11 protein-coding genes and 1 pseudogene are annotated in these 14,043 nt (G+C 72.3%); 1 reads left to right on the forward strand and 11 read right to left on the reverse strand.

Translation table 11 applies throughout. From position 1 onward, the window contains the following. Positions 1-88: 88 nt before the first annotated feature. The 4 genes from QT196_RS15295 to QT196_RS15310 all read right to left on the reverse strand — a co-directional run bounded on the left by QT196_RS15295 (position 89) and on the right by QT196_RS15310 (position 4,118). Positions 89-1,744, reverse strand: a complete 1,656-nt coding sequence (locus QT196_RS15295) for a beta-N-acetylhexosaminidase (RefSeq protein ID WP_266731314.1) — start codon at positions 1,742-1,744, stop codon at positions 89-91. Between the two features lie 389 nt (positions 1,745-2,133). Then, positions 2,134-2,427, reverse strand: a complete 294-nt coding sequence (locus tag QT196_RS15300) for a DUF3039 domain-containing protein (protein ID WP_078568732.1) — start codon at positions 2,425-2,427, stop codon at positions 2,134-2,136. 137 nt (positions 2,428-2,564) lie between these two features. Next, complete coding sequence (locus QT196_RS15305; protein ID WP_290355084.1) at positions 2,565-3,245, reverse strand: hypothetical protein; 681 nt, start codon at positions 3,243-3,245, stop codon at positions 2,565-2,567. 201 nt (positions 3,246-3,446) lie between these two features. After that, positions 3,447-4,118: a YqgE/AlgH family protein gene (locus QT196_RS15310; RefSeq protein WP_168479345.1), complete on the reverse strand. Its 672-nt coding sequence runs from the start codon at positions 4,116-4,118 to the stop codon at positions 3,447-3,449. A gap of 296 nt (positions 4,119-4,414) precedes the next feature. Here QT196_RS15310 and murA point away from each other — a divergent pair, with 296 nt between their 5' ends. After that, the gene (gene murA, locus QT196_RS15315; protein WP_168479347.1) at positions 4,415-5,761 is read left to right on the forward strand and encodes a UDP-N-acetylglucosamine 1-carboxyvinyltransferase; all 1,347 of its coding nucleotides are present in this window, start codon (positions 4,415-4,417) and stop codon (positions 5,759-5,761) included. Between the two features lie 150 nt (positions 5,762-5,911). Here the strand turns inward: murA and QT196_RS15320 are convergent. The 7 genes and pseudogenes from QT196_RS15320 to QT196_RS15350 form a co-directional block, all read right to left on the reverse strand. Further along, a pseudogene (locus QT196_RS15320) lies at positions 5,912-6,378 on the reverse strand (maleylpyruvate isomerase N-terminal domain-containing protein). 312 nt (positions 6,379-6,690) lie between these two features. Then, positions 6,691-6,972, reverse strand: a complete 282-nt coding sequence (locus tag QT196_RS15325) for an HU family DNA-binding protein (RefSeq protein WP_006605312.1) — start codon at positions 6,970-6,972, stop codon at positions 6,691-6,693. 307 nt (positions 6,973-7,279) lie between these two features. Beyond that, the gene (locus QT196_RS15330) at positions 7,280-8,713 is read right to left on the reverse strand and encodes an NAD-dependent malic enzyme (RefSeq protein ID WP_290355085.1); all 1,434 of its coding nucleotides are present in this window, start codon (positions 8,711-8,713) and stop codon (positions 7,280-7,282) included. 428 nt (positions 8,714-9,141) lie between these two features. Beyond that, positions 9,142-11,706 (reverse strand): UvrD-helicase domain-containing protein, encoded by a 2,565-nt coding sequence (locus tag QT196_RS15335; protein ID WP_290355086.1) that lies wholly within the window; start codon positions 11,704-11,706, stop codon positions 9,142-9,144. 254 nt (positions 11,707-11,960) lie between these two features. Continuing rightward, positions 11,961-12,701: a zf-HC2 domain-containing protein gene (locus QT196_RS15340; protein ID WP_168479351.1), complete on the reverse strand. Its 741-nt coding sequence runs from the start codon at positions 12,699-12,701 to the stop codon at positions 11,961-11,963. After that, positions 12,698-13,219: a sigma-70 family RNA polymerase sigma factor gene (locus tag QT196_RS15345; protein ID WP_042155262.1), complete on the reverse strand. Its 522-nt coding sequence runs from the start codon at positions 13,217-13,219 to the stop codon at positions 12,698-12,700. The genes QT196_RS15340 and QT196_RS15345 overlap by 4 nt, the downstream gene beginning before the upstream one ends. Before the next feature lie 118 nt (positions 13,220-13,337). Beyond that, a complete protein-coding gene (locus QT196_RS15350; protein ID WP_290355087.1) occupies positions 13,338-13,991 on the reverse strand; it encodes an ABATE domain-containing protein in 654 nt (217 codons plus the stop codon). Positions 13,992-14,043 lie beyond the last annotated feature (52 nt).

The raw sequence follows: 14,043 nt of genomic DNA on the forward strand, positions 1-14,043 counted from the left end.
GTGGTGCGGTGCGGCGGCGCGGGGGAACCGCCGTACCGCACCACCGTCCCAGGGTCCGGCCGCACGAGCGCCTGCCTTGCCACCGGGCTCACACGTTTGGGGGCGCCCCGTCGATCGGGCGTCCGAGCACGCCGGGGCGTTTCTGCCATGGGAGGGGGCCGCCGGGCGGCCGGTAATCGACGCCGAGGGAGTCGAGGCGGGTGTAGTGGGCAGCCATCCGCCGGGTGAAGTCCTGGTAGTCGCGCGCGGCCGGGGCGGGCAGCCGGGACCAGGCGACCTCGGCGAACGCGGCCAGCCGGGGAAAGACCTGGTAGTCGAGGCGCTGCTGACCGTCCATGACCTCGGTCCAGACGTTGGCCTGGGTGCCGAGGACGTGCGCGGCCTGCTCGGCGGTGAGCTCCGGTGGTACCGGCTCGAAGCGGTAGACGTCCTCCAGGGTCCGTACGAAGCCGATCGGCACCGGCTCGTCCGGGGAGGCGTGCTGACGGTGATCCAGATACACCTGCTGCTCGGGACACATGACGACGTCATGGCCGGATTTCGCGGCTGCGATACCGCCCGCGTAGCCGCGCCAGGAGGAGACCGCGGCGCCCGGGGCCAGTCCGCCCTCCAGGATTTCGTCCCAGCCGATCAGCCGCCGGCCGCGCTCGGTGAGCCAGCGGTCGAAGTGCCGGATGAACCAGCTCTGCAGTGCGTCCTCGTCGGCCAGTGACAGTTCGGCGATCCGCGCCTGGGCGGTGGCGGACGCCCGCCACTGGTCCTTGGGGCACTCGTCGCCGCCGATGTGCACGAACGGCGAGGGGAAGAGGCCGAGGACCTCGTCCAGGACGTGCTCGTAGAACCGCAGGGTGGTGTCGGTGGGGGCCAGTACGTTGGGGTTGACGCCCCACGTGTCCCAGACCTTCAGGGAGGTGGTGTCGATGACGTCGGTGTTGCCGAGTTCGGGGTACGCGGCGATGGCGGCCTGCGAGTGTCCGGGGATGTCGATCTCGGGGACGACGGTGATATGCCGCTGGGCGGCGTAGGCGACGATCTCGCGGAGGTCGTCCTGGGTGTAGTAGCCGCCGTGCGGGCGCTCGTCCCACAACGGGGAGGCCCGGTGCCCGAGTTTGGTGCGCTCCCGCCAGGCGCCCACCTCGGTCAGCTTCGGGTAGCGCCTGATCTCGATCCGCCAGCCCTGGTCGTCGGTGAGGTGGAGGTGCAGGACATTGAGCTTGTGGGCGGCGAGCAGGTCGAGCGCGCGCAGCACCCCGTCCTTGGGCAGGAAGTGCCGGGCGACGTCCAGCAGCATCCCGCGCCAGGCGAAACGGGGACCGTCCTCGATGGTCTGTTCCGGCAGGACGGCCGCGCGGCCCGGTGCGAGCGGCGCCCGCCGGAAGGCGTACGGCCCGAGGAGCTGCCGCAGCGTCTGCGCTCCCCAGAAGACGCCGGCCGGGCCGCCGCCGGTGATCCGCACGCCCCAACGGGCGTCGGCCGCCAGCCGGTAGCCCTCCGGGGGCAGGGCCGGGTCGACGGCGAGGGCGAGGGTGTCCGGCGTCGTGCCGGAGCCGGGCGGCAGCGGCAGGCCGAAGGCCGCGCCGAGGGTGTCGCGCAGCCAGCGCGCGGTGTCGTCGGTACCGGGCCCGGCCGCCAACGCGGTGTCCGCGCCCAGCCGGACGGTGCCGCGGCCGGGCCCGTCGATGCTCAGCGGTGCCGGGACCAGGCCGCCGCCCGGTGCCGTGGGGGTGGGGTGCGTATCCGGCATAGCGTCCGTCCTTCACCGTGCCGGGCGGCCGGGGACCGTTCCGGCTGTAGGAGTACGCGGAAAACCTAAACCCGGGCCGGGCAATTCCGGGACACCCACGGGCGGTTGTGCGCCGGGGCGCCGCGATGTCGCCCGTTCACCCGGCCCAAGACGCAGTTGCGGACCGTGCCCCCGTTTCACCCGGAAGCGCGGCCGGGCATGCGGACGGGCCCGGTCCGCGAGGGATCCGGGCCCGTACCCGAGGCGGGGCGCCACGGCCGCAGGACGAGGACCATGTCCTGCGGCTCTGCTGTGCCCATGGCGGGGGCTGAGCGCGTACGGCCGGGCGCGCGGCCGTGCTCCTGCGTGACGGAGGGGCAGGACCGGCCCGGGGGCACGGTCCGCCGCGGCTACTTCTTGCCGCCGTCCTTGCCGCCCTTGTCCTTGTCGCCACCGGCGCCCATGGACTCGAAGATCTCCTTGCACATGGGGCAGACCGGGTACTTCTTCGGGTCGCGACCCGGGACCCAGACCTTGCCGCACAGCGCGACGACGGGGGTACCGTCGAGCGCGCTCGCCATGATCTTGTCTTTCTGGACGTAATGGGCGAAGCGCTCGTGGTCGCCGTCGCCGTGCGACACCTGCGGTGTCGGCTCTACGAGGGTCCCCGTACCTGCCCCGCGCTCGGGCTCAACAGTGCTCATAACAGCCAAGGGTACTCACGCGCGCGACAACCCGGGAGCGTCGGCCCACCGCCAGCTGGAGCGCCGGACCCGCGGCCGCCACCCCGGGCCGCCACCCCGGCCGGCAGTACGGCGCCGGCCCCTCCCGCCCCGGGTGGCTAGGAGGCCACCGCCATCCCGCCCCGGTCCCCGGCCGTCAGCCCCAGCTCGGTGGCGAACGCCAGCGCGGCGTCCGGGCGGACCTCGTACCAGGCGTCCTGGCCGCAGACCGTGTCGAGCAGGGTGGCGATGTCCTGGGCGCCGACCGTGCGGGCCTCGGCGGCGGCGAGGAAGGCGCGCACCACTTCCACCGCGTCGACCTCGGTCTCCGTACGGGCCACGAGGTCCTCGGCGATCTCCCGGACCGCGTCGTCACCGGGCGCGACCCAGCTCATGGCCGTCTCCAGGCCGTCGTCCGGCATCTTCCCGGGGTACGGCGCGCGGGCCCAGGCGCCGTCCTGCCACCAGTAGACGAAGCCGAAGAGACTGCCGTCGGCGTCCTCCCGCAGCTCCTCCCAGGGCAGCCACGCGGGGCCGCCGTCCAGAAAGTCGATCTGCCGGCCTCCGCTGTGCGTGTGACTGCCGTCGGAGTCCTGGCCGCACAGCAGGGCGCGGCCGCCCTCGAACATCTTCAGCCGCCACCAGTAGCTTCCGCCGACGTTCCAGCACTGCAATCCCTGGTCGCTCCAGGAGAATTCGTCCCCGTCGTCCACGGCGGCCGCCACTACCGCCAGCGTCGCGGCGCGCGCCCACAGGCGCGCCGGGTGGTCCAGATCCTCGGGCACGCTCGGCCTGTGCATGGCCTCTCCCCGTGTGTCCAGCGCGGCCCCGCCGACGCGGCCGCGCACCGTCCCCTGTCATCCCGCACCATAGCGACGGGCGCCGACAATTCCCCATGACGGAGCCGTCACAATAATCAAGTCGTCAACAAAATTTGGGGTCATGAGGCACCGGCCGCCCGTGGCCCCGGGCGGGTGAGTTCCGTCCCGCCCCGGCGACGATCAGTTCAGCGACGGATCGTCCGGGTAGGTGGCCACCATGGCCAGCTCATTGCGTTGGCGCCGCAGCACCGCGCGCCACAGCTGCTCCGGGTCGGGCGAGGAGACATCGCCGGGCTCCGACTCGACCACGTACCAGGCACCCTCGACCAGTTCGTCCTCCAACTGGCCCGGACCCCAGCCCGCGTACCCGGCGAAGATCCGCAGACTGCCGAGCACCGCCGCGAGCAGTTCCGGAGGGGCCTCCAGATCGACCAGACCGATCGCGCCGTGCACCCTGCGCCAGCCCAGCGGCTCGTCACCCGACTGGACGCCCGCCCGGTCCGCGGCCGGTGCGCCCGCGACCTCCACGCCGTCGTCATGGGACAGGGCGCCGCTGTCCACCGACGGGATACCGCCCTCACCGGACAGCCCGCCCGGCACCACGGCCACCCCGAGCGCCGAGTCCAGCGACACCGGTCCGCCCTGGAAGACCACACCTGGCTCCCCGGCCAGTGCGGCCCAGGGCGCGAGGATGTCCGCCACCCCGACCGGGGTGGGGCGGTTCAGGACCACGCCGAGGGAGCCCTCCTCGTCGTGGTCGAGGAGCAGCACCACCGCGCGGTCGAAGTTCGGATCGGCGAGCGCGGGCGTCGCGACGAGTAGCCGCCCTGTGAGCGAGGACACCTCGGTCATGGCCACATGATCCCGCACTTCTGCCCGGAGCGGGGAGTCAACGCCGGGACCCGCGTGAGAGCAGGGCAGGGCGTACGGCGGCAGCACCGGCGCACACCGTCCGCGCCGGACCACGCATTGACGACATTCCCCGGCAATTCCCCCAAAAGGCGATTACAGAGCAAAGACTGATCGTAGCGGAGCGTGTTGTGACAAAGCCATTACATGTGCAAAGCGTGCACGGGCCTACGGACTCACCCTCCGACGCCCTTACCATTTCAGCTTGGCCCCTGCCCGTCTCCAGGAACGCGAGATCCATGACCGTCTCTACTGACGACGTACTGCTTGTCCACGGCGGCACCCCGCTCGAGGGCGAGATCCGGGTTCGCGGCGCGAAGAACCTTGTGCCCAAGGCCATGGTCGCCGCCCTCCTCGGGAGCGGCCCCAGCCGACTGCGCAACGTGCCCGATATCCGCGACGTACGCGTGGTGCGCGGGCTGCTGCAGCTGCACGGCGTCACGGTGCGCCCCGGTGACGAGCCGGGCGAGCTGATCCTCGACCCGTCGCACGTGGAGAGCGCCAACGTCGCGGACATCGATGCGCATGCGGGCTCCTCCCGGATCCCGATCCTGTTCTGCGGCCCGCTGCTGCACCGCCTCGGCCACGCCTTCATCCCCGGCCTGGGCGGCTGCGACATCGGCGGCCGGCCCGTGGACTTCCACTTCGACGTGCTGCGCCAGTTCGGTGCGACGATCGAGAAGCGCGACGACGGGCAGTACCTGGAGGCGCCGCACCGGCTGCGCGGCACCAAGATCCGGCTGCCCTACCCGTCGGTCGGCTCGACCGAACAGGTGCTGCTGACCGCCGTTCTGGCCGAGGGCGTCACCGAGCTGTCGAACGCCGCCGTGGAACCGGAGATCGAGGACCTCATCTGCGTCTTGCAGAAGATGGGCGCGATCATCTCCATGGACACCGACCGGACGATCCGGATCACCGGTGTCGACAAGCTCGACGGCTACACCCACCGCGCCCTCCCGGACCGCCTGGAGGCGGCCTCCTGGGCGTCCGCGGCGCTGGCCACCGAGGGCAACATCTACGTCCGCGGCGCCCAGCAGCGGTCGATGATGACCTTCCTCAACACCTTCCGCAAGGTCGGCGGCGCCTTCCAGATCGAGGACGAGGGCATCCGCTTCTGGCACCCGGGCGGCCTGCTCAACGCCATCGCCCTGGAGACCGACGTCCACCCCGGCTTCCAGACCGACTGGCAGCAGCCGCTGGTCGTCGCGCTGACCCAGGCCTCGGGCCTGTCGATCGTGCACGAGACGGTCTACGAGTCCCGGCTCGGCTTCACCTCCGCGCTCAACCAGATGGGCGCGCACATCCAGCTCTACCGCGAGTGCCTGGGCGGCTCCGCCTGCCGCTTCGGGCAGCGCAACTTCCTGCACTCCGCGGTCGTCTCCGGGCCCACCAAGCTCCAGGGCTCCGACCTGGTCATCCCCGACCTGCGCGGCGGGTTCTCGTATCTGATCGCGGCGCTGGCGGCCCAGGGCACGTCCCGGGTGCACGGCATCGACCTGATCAACCGCGGCTACGAGAACTTCATGGAGAAGCTCGTCGAACTCGGCGCCGATGTAGAGCTGCCGAACGGCGCACTGCCCAACTGAGCCGCGCCGAGGGGGCGGTGCCCGCAAGGGTGCCGCCCCCTCGGCTGCGGACGAGTGCGCCCGGCGGTCCCGGCCGGGCGCCGTCCGGCAGTTGCACCGAACACGGTGGTCAGGCACGCCCCGCAGGGCAGCTCCTGGCCACCGTTCCGCCTATTCGGGCGAGCACCCGAGGTACAGCGGGAGTTTCCCGGCCGGCGCGCCCAGTTCGGCCCGCTCCGTCCCGGTCGGGGTACGCCGTCCGGTGCCGACCAGCAGCGCGTCCCGGTCGGAGAACGACGCGGGGAACGCGGCCCCGGCGAGCTGCTCCAGCATCGCGCGGGACCGGGCGAGCCCCTCCGCGGGCGGTTCCGCCGCGTCCGGCAGACCCGCGATCAGGTCCAGGTGGTGCAGCGTCCACTCCAGGACATACGCGGAGAGGTAGTCGGCCGTGGTGAGGACCTCGCCACGGGTGCCGACCCGGCGGTCCGGATCGGCGAGTTCGGCGGCACCGTGACCAGATGGCACACCAGATCCCGCACGAGCCAGCCGGTACAGCCGGACGGCTGGGCGAAGTCCGCATCCCGGAGTGCGGCGACCGCCGCGCGCAGCGCCGTCCAGGAGCGTGAGAAGAGATCCACCCCGGCAACGTAGAGCGGCGGCGCGAGGGCGGACAAGCGCATTACGGCACCGGGCCGGGGACTCTTACACCGCCCGCCCGCGCAGCCGACCGTGCCGCCCCGCGTACCCACCCCCCGTACGGCCGTGGCGGCCCGCCTGACGGGCGTACGCCCCGCGGACTTCCCGATCACCCCGCCCAGCTCCTCCGAGGCGGGCACAGGCCGCCTCGCGGGCACCGGCCGCCCCGTACGGCCCCGGCCCGCCCCTGCTGGCACACGAAAGGCGGCCACCCCCAAAGGGGATGGCCGCCCTGTTATGCCGTGCTGAGGGTCTTACTTACCCTTGGCGGCTTCCTTGAGCTTGGAGCCCGCGGAGACCTTCACGCTGTAGCCGGCCGGGATCTGGATCGGGTCGCCGGTCTGCGGGTTGCGCGCGGTGCGAGCGGCACGGTGGGTGCGCTCGAAGGTCAGGAAGCCGGGGATGGTGACCTTCTCGTCGCCCTTGGCGACGACCTCGCCGGTCACCTCGGCGAGGGCGGCCAGAACGGCGTCGGCGTCCTTGCGGGTCACCTCGGCGCGATCGGCCAGAGCGGCCACCAGCTCACTGCGGTTCATGTTTGTACTCCCGTGTTCTTCTTGCCAATGAGGCGTGAGATCGAAGCCGATGCTGCCAGGGTCCTCGGACAGTCCCCGGACCCGGGTCTGGTGCCAGACCCTCGCGCCCGATTACGCATCCTGCCCCCACCTGCGGCGGTAAAGCCAATCCGGCACCCAGGAGGGTCACACGAAAAGCGCCACTGCCTCGTTAGTGGTGACGCTCCGTAATATTTCCGCTCCGGGCCGGCCCCACAGGGCGGCGGTCGCTTGCTGCCCGCCACCCTATGGGGGCCCCAACGACGGCGTGTCCAGCGACGCGCCGTACTCAGACCGCCGTGGCGGCCGTCACAGCCGGGTCACCGCTCTTCGCGGCCTCCCGGACGGCACCGGCGACCGCGCCCGCGACCTTCTCGTTGAAGACGCTGGGGATGATGTAGTTCGGGTTGACCTCGTCCTCCAGGACGACGTCCGCGAGGGCGCCGGCCGCGGCCAGCATCATCTCGGTGTTCACCGTACGGGAGTGGGCGTCCAGGAGGCCGCGGAAGACTCCGGGGAACACCAGGACGTTGTTGATCTGGTTGGGGAAGTCGGAGCGGCCGGTGGCCACCACGGCGGCGGTCTGCCGGGCGATGGCGGGGTCGACCTCGGGGTCCGGGTTGGCGAGTGCGAACACGATCGCGCCCTCGGCCATCCTCGCGACATCGTCGCCGTCCAGGACGTTGGGCGCGGAGACACCGATGAAGACGTCGGCGCCGACCACGGCCTCCTTGAGGGTGCCGGTGACGCCCTCGGGGTTGGTGTTGTCGGCGATCCAGCGCAGCGGCGAGTCCGGGTCGGCGTCGACCAGGTCCGTACGTCCGGCGTGCACGACGCCGTGGATGTCGGCGACGACGGCGTGCCGGACACCGGCCGCGATCAGCAGCTTGAGGATGGCGGTACCGGCCGCGCCGGCGCCGGACATCACGACCCGGACGTCCTCGATCTTCTTGCCGACGACGCGCAGCGCGTTGGTGAGCGCGGCGAGCACCACGATGGCGGTGCCGTGCTGGTCGTCGTGGAAGACCGGGATGTCCAGGGCCTCACGCAGCCGCGCCTCGATCTCGAAGCAGCGGGGGGCGGAGATGTCCTCCAGGTTGATGCCCGCGAAGCCGGGGGCGATGGCCTTGACGATCTCCACGATGGCGTCGGTGTCCTGGGTGTCCAGGCACAGCGGCCAGGCGTCGATGCCGGCGAAGCGCTTGAAGAGGGCCGCCTTGCCCTCCATGACGGGCAGCGCGGCCTTGGGGCCGATGTTGCCGAGGCCGAGGACGGCGGAGCCGTCGGTGACCACCGCGACGCTGTTGCGTTTGATGGTCAGACGGCGGGCGTCCTCGGGGTTGTCGGCGATGGCCTGGCAGACGCGGGCGACACCCGGGGTGTAGATCATCGAGAGGTCGTCACGGTTGCGGATGGGGTGCTTCGACGACATCTCGATCTTGCCGCCGAGGTGCATCAGGAACGTACGGTCGGAGACCTTGCCGAGCGAGACGCCCTCGATGGTGCGCAGCTGCTGGACGATCTCGTCGGCGTGGGCCGTGGAGGTCGCCGCGATGGTGACGTCGATCCGGAGCTTCTCGTGGCCGGATGCCGTGACGTCGAGGCCGGTCACCGAGCCTCCGTGGGACTCGACGGCCGTGGTGAGCTGGGAGACCGCGGTTCCGCTCGCGGGCACCTCCAGCCGGACCGTCATCGAGTAGGAGACGCTGGGCGCCGTTGCCATGGCCGACTTCCTCTGCTTTCACCGTGTGGCTGGATTTGCCGTCCGATCGTCGCACCTACCGCGGAGTATGCGGTAGCCGCCCGGCATTGAGAACGTTTTGTTCGCGGGCGGCAGCTACTTCGGAAAGCGACTTCCACCATACGAGATGTCGCAGCCACGGCAAAGAGGCCCACGTCACCGGGTGACGTGGGCCTCTCGAACGTTAACGGCACCGACCCGCCATGCTCGCCTCGCGGCAAGTGGTCGCTCGTAGCGACGATGGTTGGGCCCGGGGGCTTGGATCGAGCCGGTGCCGTCACCCAGGCTAACAAACCATCCCCGGAAGCGAATCCCGTCCCGCGGGGCCGATTTCAAGACCCCTCGGACGGCGGCGCGCACGCCGGGCGCAGGCCGCCGAACGGGTGCCGGCCCGGGCCCGGCCGGCGGTTTCAGTCCCGGAGCAGGTCGGGCACCCCCGCCGCGTCCGGTTCGTCCCGTTCGGCCGACAGTACGGTCAGCTGCTGGGTCGCCCGGGTCAGCGCCACATACAGGACCCGCAGTCCGGCCGGGGACTCATCGGCGATCTCGGCCGGCGAGACCACCAGCGTCGCGTCGTACTCCAGCCCCTTGGCCTCCAGGGAGCCCAGCGCCACCACCCGGTCGCCGAGCGGGGCCAGCCAACGGCGGGCCTGCGCACGGCGGTTCATGGCCACCACGACGCCGACCGTGCCGTCCACCTCGCCCAGCAGCCGCTCGGCCTCGGCCACCGTGGCCTGCGCCAGCGCCGCGTCACCGGCGGACCGGTCCGGGCCCTCCCCATCCGGCGTGAGCGCGAAGCGGGGCTCCAGGCCCGTGGAACGGACCGCCTTCGGGGACGCCATACCGGGCATCGCCAGCGCCAGGACGCGGGCGGCCAGCTCGGCGATCTCCGCGGGGTTGCGGTAGTTCACGGTGAGCGTGAAGCGGCGGCGCGGGCGGGTGCCGAGCGCCTCGTCACGGGCCACGGCGGCCTCGTCCGGGTCGGACCAGGAGGACTGCGCGGGGTCGCCGACCACCGTCCAGGTCGCGTGCCGGCCGCGGCGGCCGACCATCCGCCACTGCATCGGCGTCAGGTCCTGCGCCTCGTCGACGATGACATGCGCGTAGTCGGTGCGCTCCTCGTCCAGCCGTTCGCGCCGGCTGCGGCCGCCGCCGTTGCGGTCGCTGTAGGTCGTGAGCTCCTCCAGGCCGGTCAGGTGGTCCAGCGGATCGGCCTCCCGCGGCCGGGCCGGGCGCATCGGGGCGCCGAGGACCATCTGGAGCTCGTCCAGCAGGGCGACATCGTGCACCGACAGCGGGCCGTGACCGGTGTGGTCCAACCGCTGGAGCGAACGGGCCAGTTGGCGCACCTCGCGCGAGGTGAGCACCCGGCGCGCCCAGCGGCCGAGCAGCCGCTCGTCGGCCATGGCGGCCAGGACCCCGCGCGGGGTCAGCTCGGGCCACCAGGCGTCCAGGAACTCCTGGAAGTCGGGCTCGGTGGTGATGTCCTCGTCGAAGCCCTCACGGGCCTCGGCGGCGAGCTCGGGGTCCGTGTAGCGGCGCGCGGCGCCCGACTTTCTCCACAGGGCGTCCAGGATCAGCCGGCGGGCCCGCGGGCGCAGCAGGTTGACCGGCGCGGTGCCGCCGAGCGCGGAATGCCGGATGGCGCGCAGCTCGTCGGCGTCCAGCTCGATCCGGCCGCCGAACGCGACGACCCGCAGATGGGCGGGCGGGCCCGCGTCGGGCGCGGCCGGGCCGGGGCGCGGGCCCCGGGTGCGTCTCCTGCGGGTCCCGTTGGCGGCCGGGTCCCGGTCCGCCTCGTTCCCGGCCGCCCCGAAGAGGTCGTCCAGGGACAGCTGGGCGTCCCCGTCGCCGTCGCCTTCCTTGCCCCCGTTCTCGTTGGCGGCCGCCGTAGTGGCTGCCGGGCCGGTCGTCGGCCGCGGGCCCGGCGCGGTCAGCTCCAGGGCGCCGCGGGCCGCCTTGCGCAGCAGCTTCTGCATCCGCGAGGAGCCCTTGATACGGGCCACCGCCGGCGAGTCGTACGCCGTCGCCTCGGCGCCGTCCACCAGGGAGCCGAGCGCCCGGATGGCGACCTGGCCCTCCTCGCCCAGCGACGGCAGTACGCCTTCGGTGTAGGCGACCAGCAGCGGCGTCGGGGAGACGATCAGGATGCCGCCCGCGTAGCGGCGGCGGTCCTGGTAGAGGAGGTAGGCGGCGCGGTGCAGGGCGACCGCGGTCTTGCCCGTGCCGGGGCCGCCCTCGACCTCGGTGACGGAGGCGGCGGGCGCCCGGATCACCTTGTCCTGTTCGGCCTGGATGGAGGCGACGATGTCCCGCATGGTGTGGCTGCGGGCCCGGCCCAGCGCGGCCATCAGCGCGCCGTCACCGATCGCCGGGAGCTCCGCGCCGTCCAGCGTCGCGGTGATCTCCGGGCGCATCAGATCGTCCTCGACGCCGAGGACCTTACGGCCCTTGGAGCGGATCACCCGGCGGCGGACGACCCGGCCGGGGGCGACCGGGGTGGCCCGGTAGAACGGGGCGGCGGCCGGTGCCCGCCAGTCGATGACCAGCGGGGAGTAGTCCGCGTCGAGGACGCCGAGCCGGCCGATGTGCAGCGTCTCGGCGATGGTGGCGCGGTTGTTCTCGATCGCGCCGTCGGCGGGTTCGACGGAGGTGAAGGCGCCGTCCGGGCCCTTCTTGCCGTCCTTGCCGAGGAGCAGGTCGATACGGCCGAAGAGGAAGTCCTCGTACTCGGAATTCAGGCGGTGGAGATGGACACCGGCCTGGAAGACCTGGGCGTCCCGCTCGGCGAGCGCGCCGGGCGTGCCGACCTGGCCGCGCTTGGCGGCGTCGTCCATCAGGAATTCCGCCTCGTGGATCTTCTCCTCAAGGCGCCGGTAGACACCGTCCAGATGCGTCTGTTCGGTCTCGATCTCACGGTCGCGAACGGAATCCGGGGTGTGCTCCGGTGCGTGCGTGGCGTTGTGCGCGGCCACCCAGGCCCCCTTCTGCTGTGCGTAGGGCAGCCGTCAACCGTACGCGAACCAGGCACGCTGCGCACCTGGTGAAAGGGACAAAAACGGGCGAGTTTGGTCGGATGTCGACTCGGACGGCTACGTCGGGTGTGCCCGGTCGGGGGTTTTCGCGATCGGCGCCCCGGCAGTCCTTGACCGGCGCCCCGCCCTGCATGCGGCCGGGGCGCCGTTCCGGGCACCCCGGATTCTCAGGCATCGATCGGCGGGGTCACTGCTCACGCCTTGATCGTGGCCAGCCGCTTGCCATCCAGCGTGTTGACCTCGAAGTGGTCGATGTCGCCGCGGTTGAGGGCCGCGCCGCCCGACGCGTAGAGGGGCTCGCGGTTCCACTTCTCGGCGCCGCCCGGCATGCCGTAGCCGCCCTTGGGGACCGCCCAGGTGGTGATGGTCTGCCGCTTGCCGTCCTTGCCGACGGCGACCAGGTCGCAGGTCTGCGGCCCCTTGACGTTGGCGAGTTCCATGACGACCTGGGTGCCCCAGGGCCGGGCGGCCATGGAGACGCCCGCCGAGACCTTGGTCTCCGGGTCGACGGAGGTCACCTTCTCGCCCGCCGCGTACTGCGCCCGGACGGCGTTCGCCAGCGGCGGCGCCGGCTCCTTGTCGCCGCCGCCCGTGAGGGAGACGGCGGCGAGCGGCCCGCCGACGATCAGCACGACGGCCGCGGCGACCAGGAAGAGCCGGCGGCGGCCGCGGCTGCGACGGGTGGCGTCGACCTCGTCGAGCAGCCCGTCCAGCACCCGGCGGCCGGGGACGGCCGTGATCGTCTCCGGGGTGGGGGCGGACTGCTTGAACTCGGCGAGCACCGGCGTCAGGGCCATCAGCTCCTCGAGTTCGGCCGCGCACTGTTCACAGCCGACGAGATGCCGCTCGAACCGGTCCGCGTCGGCGGCGTCCAGGACGCCCAGCACATAGGCGCCGACGTCGCTGTGCCGGTCCGGCTGCGTGGGCGGGATCACTCCGTCACTCCTCGTTCCTCGAGCGAGAGCTTCAGGGAGCGCAGCGCGTAGAACACCCGGGACCGCACGGTTCCGGCCGGCACGCGCAGCACCTCCGCTGCCTCATTGACCGTACGTTCCTTGAAGTACGTCTCGACGAGGGCCTCTCGGTGGGCCTGGCTCAGGTCGCTCAGCGCCTCGGAGATCGTCATCAGGCGCAGCGCCCGGTCGATCACATCGGCGGCGGGCATGGTCTCCAGCGGGGTCGCGTCGACCTCTTGGGGCCGCGCCTTACGGCTGCGGTGCCCGTCGATCACGATCCGCCGCGCGACGGTCACCAGCCATGGGCGGATCGAGCCGGTCGCCCGCTGGAGCTGGTCGGCGTTGCGCCAGGCGCGCACCAGCGTCTCCTGCACCACGTCCTCGGCGCGATGCCGGTCGCCCGCCACCAGCCGCAGGACGAAGGCGAGAAGCGGGCCCGCGTGATCGTCATAGAGGGCTCGCATGAGCTCCTCTTCAGGTGTCGTCCTGTCTGCCACGACGGCATCCTTACGCACTCCAACTCCCGGGTCGATAGCCCAGATCGCCCAAGATCGACGGGGACCCTGCCATGAATCGGACTTGCGGTGAGGAGTACGGACGGGACGGACGGGGCGTTCAGCGGCCGGCGGAAAATTTTTCCGCAGTGGTGACGGGACCCGTGACGGGGTCCGCGGCGGCGCCCCCGGACTCCTCCCGGCGCACCATCGTCCGCCGCCGGTGCCGTGCCACCCGCTCCCGGTTGCCGCACACTTCGCTGGAGCACCAACGGCGGCGCCGCCCCCGCGAGGTGTCCAGGTAGACCAGGGTGCAGCTCTCGCCCTCGCACTGCCGCAGCTGCCCGCGCGCCACCGCGTCGGTGAGCAGCCCGATCGCGTCCCGGGCCACCGCGGCCAGCAGTCCGGCGCACTCGGGCGGGCCGGTGAGGGCGCGGGCCAGGGTGCCGTCGGCGGCGCGTACCGCGCTGGGGGCGGGCGGCTGCCCGGCGGCGGCCGCGGAGTTGAGCAGCGCCAGATCGGCCCCGTCCGCCCCGCCCCGCAGCTCGTCGTGCAGCACCCGGACCAGCAGCTCCCGCAGTGCGCGGAAGCGGCCGAGCCAGCCGACGTCGACGCCGTCCAGCGGGGTGCCGTGCGGCACCAGGCCCGCGCCGGTCAGCCAGGCCCGCAACTGGTCCGGGCCGGTGAGGCGTTCGGCGGGGGCGCCGTCGGCGGTCGCCGCCAGGTCCAGGCAGATCCGCCCGCAGTCGAACCGCAGATCGCAAGGCGCCGCCATGTTCCTGTCACTCCTTAGGGACCGGACGTGTGTGTTCCCAGAGTGCCCGGCC

The organism is Streptomyces sp. P9-2B-2, assembly GCF_030406865.1.
In the GTDB taxonomy this organism is placed as follows: Bacteria; Actinomycetota; Actinomycetes; order Streptomycetales; family Streptomycetaceae; genus Streptomyces; species Streptomyces platensis.

Coding starts and splice junctions, on each gene's coding strand:
- QT196_RS15295 (WP_266731314.1), bottom strand. CDS start 1,744: ATGCCGGATACGCACCCCACCCCCACGGCACCGGGCGGCGGCCTGGTC.
- QT196_RS15300 (WP_078568732.1), bottom strand. CDS start 2,427: ATGAGCACTGTTGAGCCCGAGCGCGGGGCAGGTACGGGGACCCTCGTA.
- QT196_RS15305 (WP_290355084.1), bottom strand. CDS start 3,245: ATGCACAGGCCGAGCGTGCCCGAGGATCTGGACCACCCGGCGCGCCTG.
- QT196_RS15310 (WP_168479345.1), bottom strand. CDS start 4,118: ATGACCGAGGTGTCCTCGCTCACAGGGCGGCTACTCGTCGCGACGCCC.
- murA (WP_168479347.1), top strand. CDS start 4,415: ATGACCGTCTCTACTGACGACGTACTGCTTGTCCACGGCGGCACCCCG.
- QT196_RS15325 (WP_006605312.1), bottom strand. CDS start 6,972: ATGAACCGCAGTGAGCTGGTGGCCGCTCTGGCCGATCGCGCCGAGGTG.
- QT196_RS15330 (WP_290355085.1), bottom strand. CDS start 8,713: ATGGCAACGGCGCCCAGCGTCTCCTACTCGATGACGGTCCGGCTGGAG.
- QT196_RS15350 (WP_290355087.1), bottom strand. CDS start 13,991: ATGGCGGCGCCTTGCGATCTGCGGTTCGACTGCGGGCGGATCTGCCTG.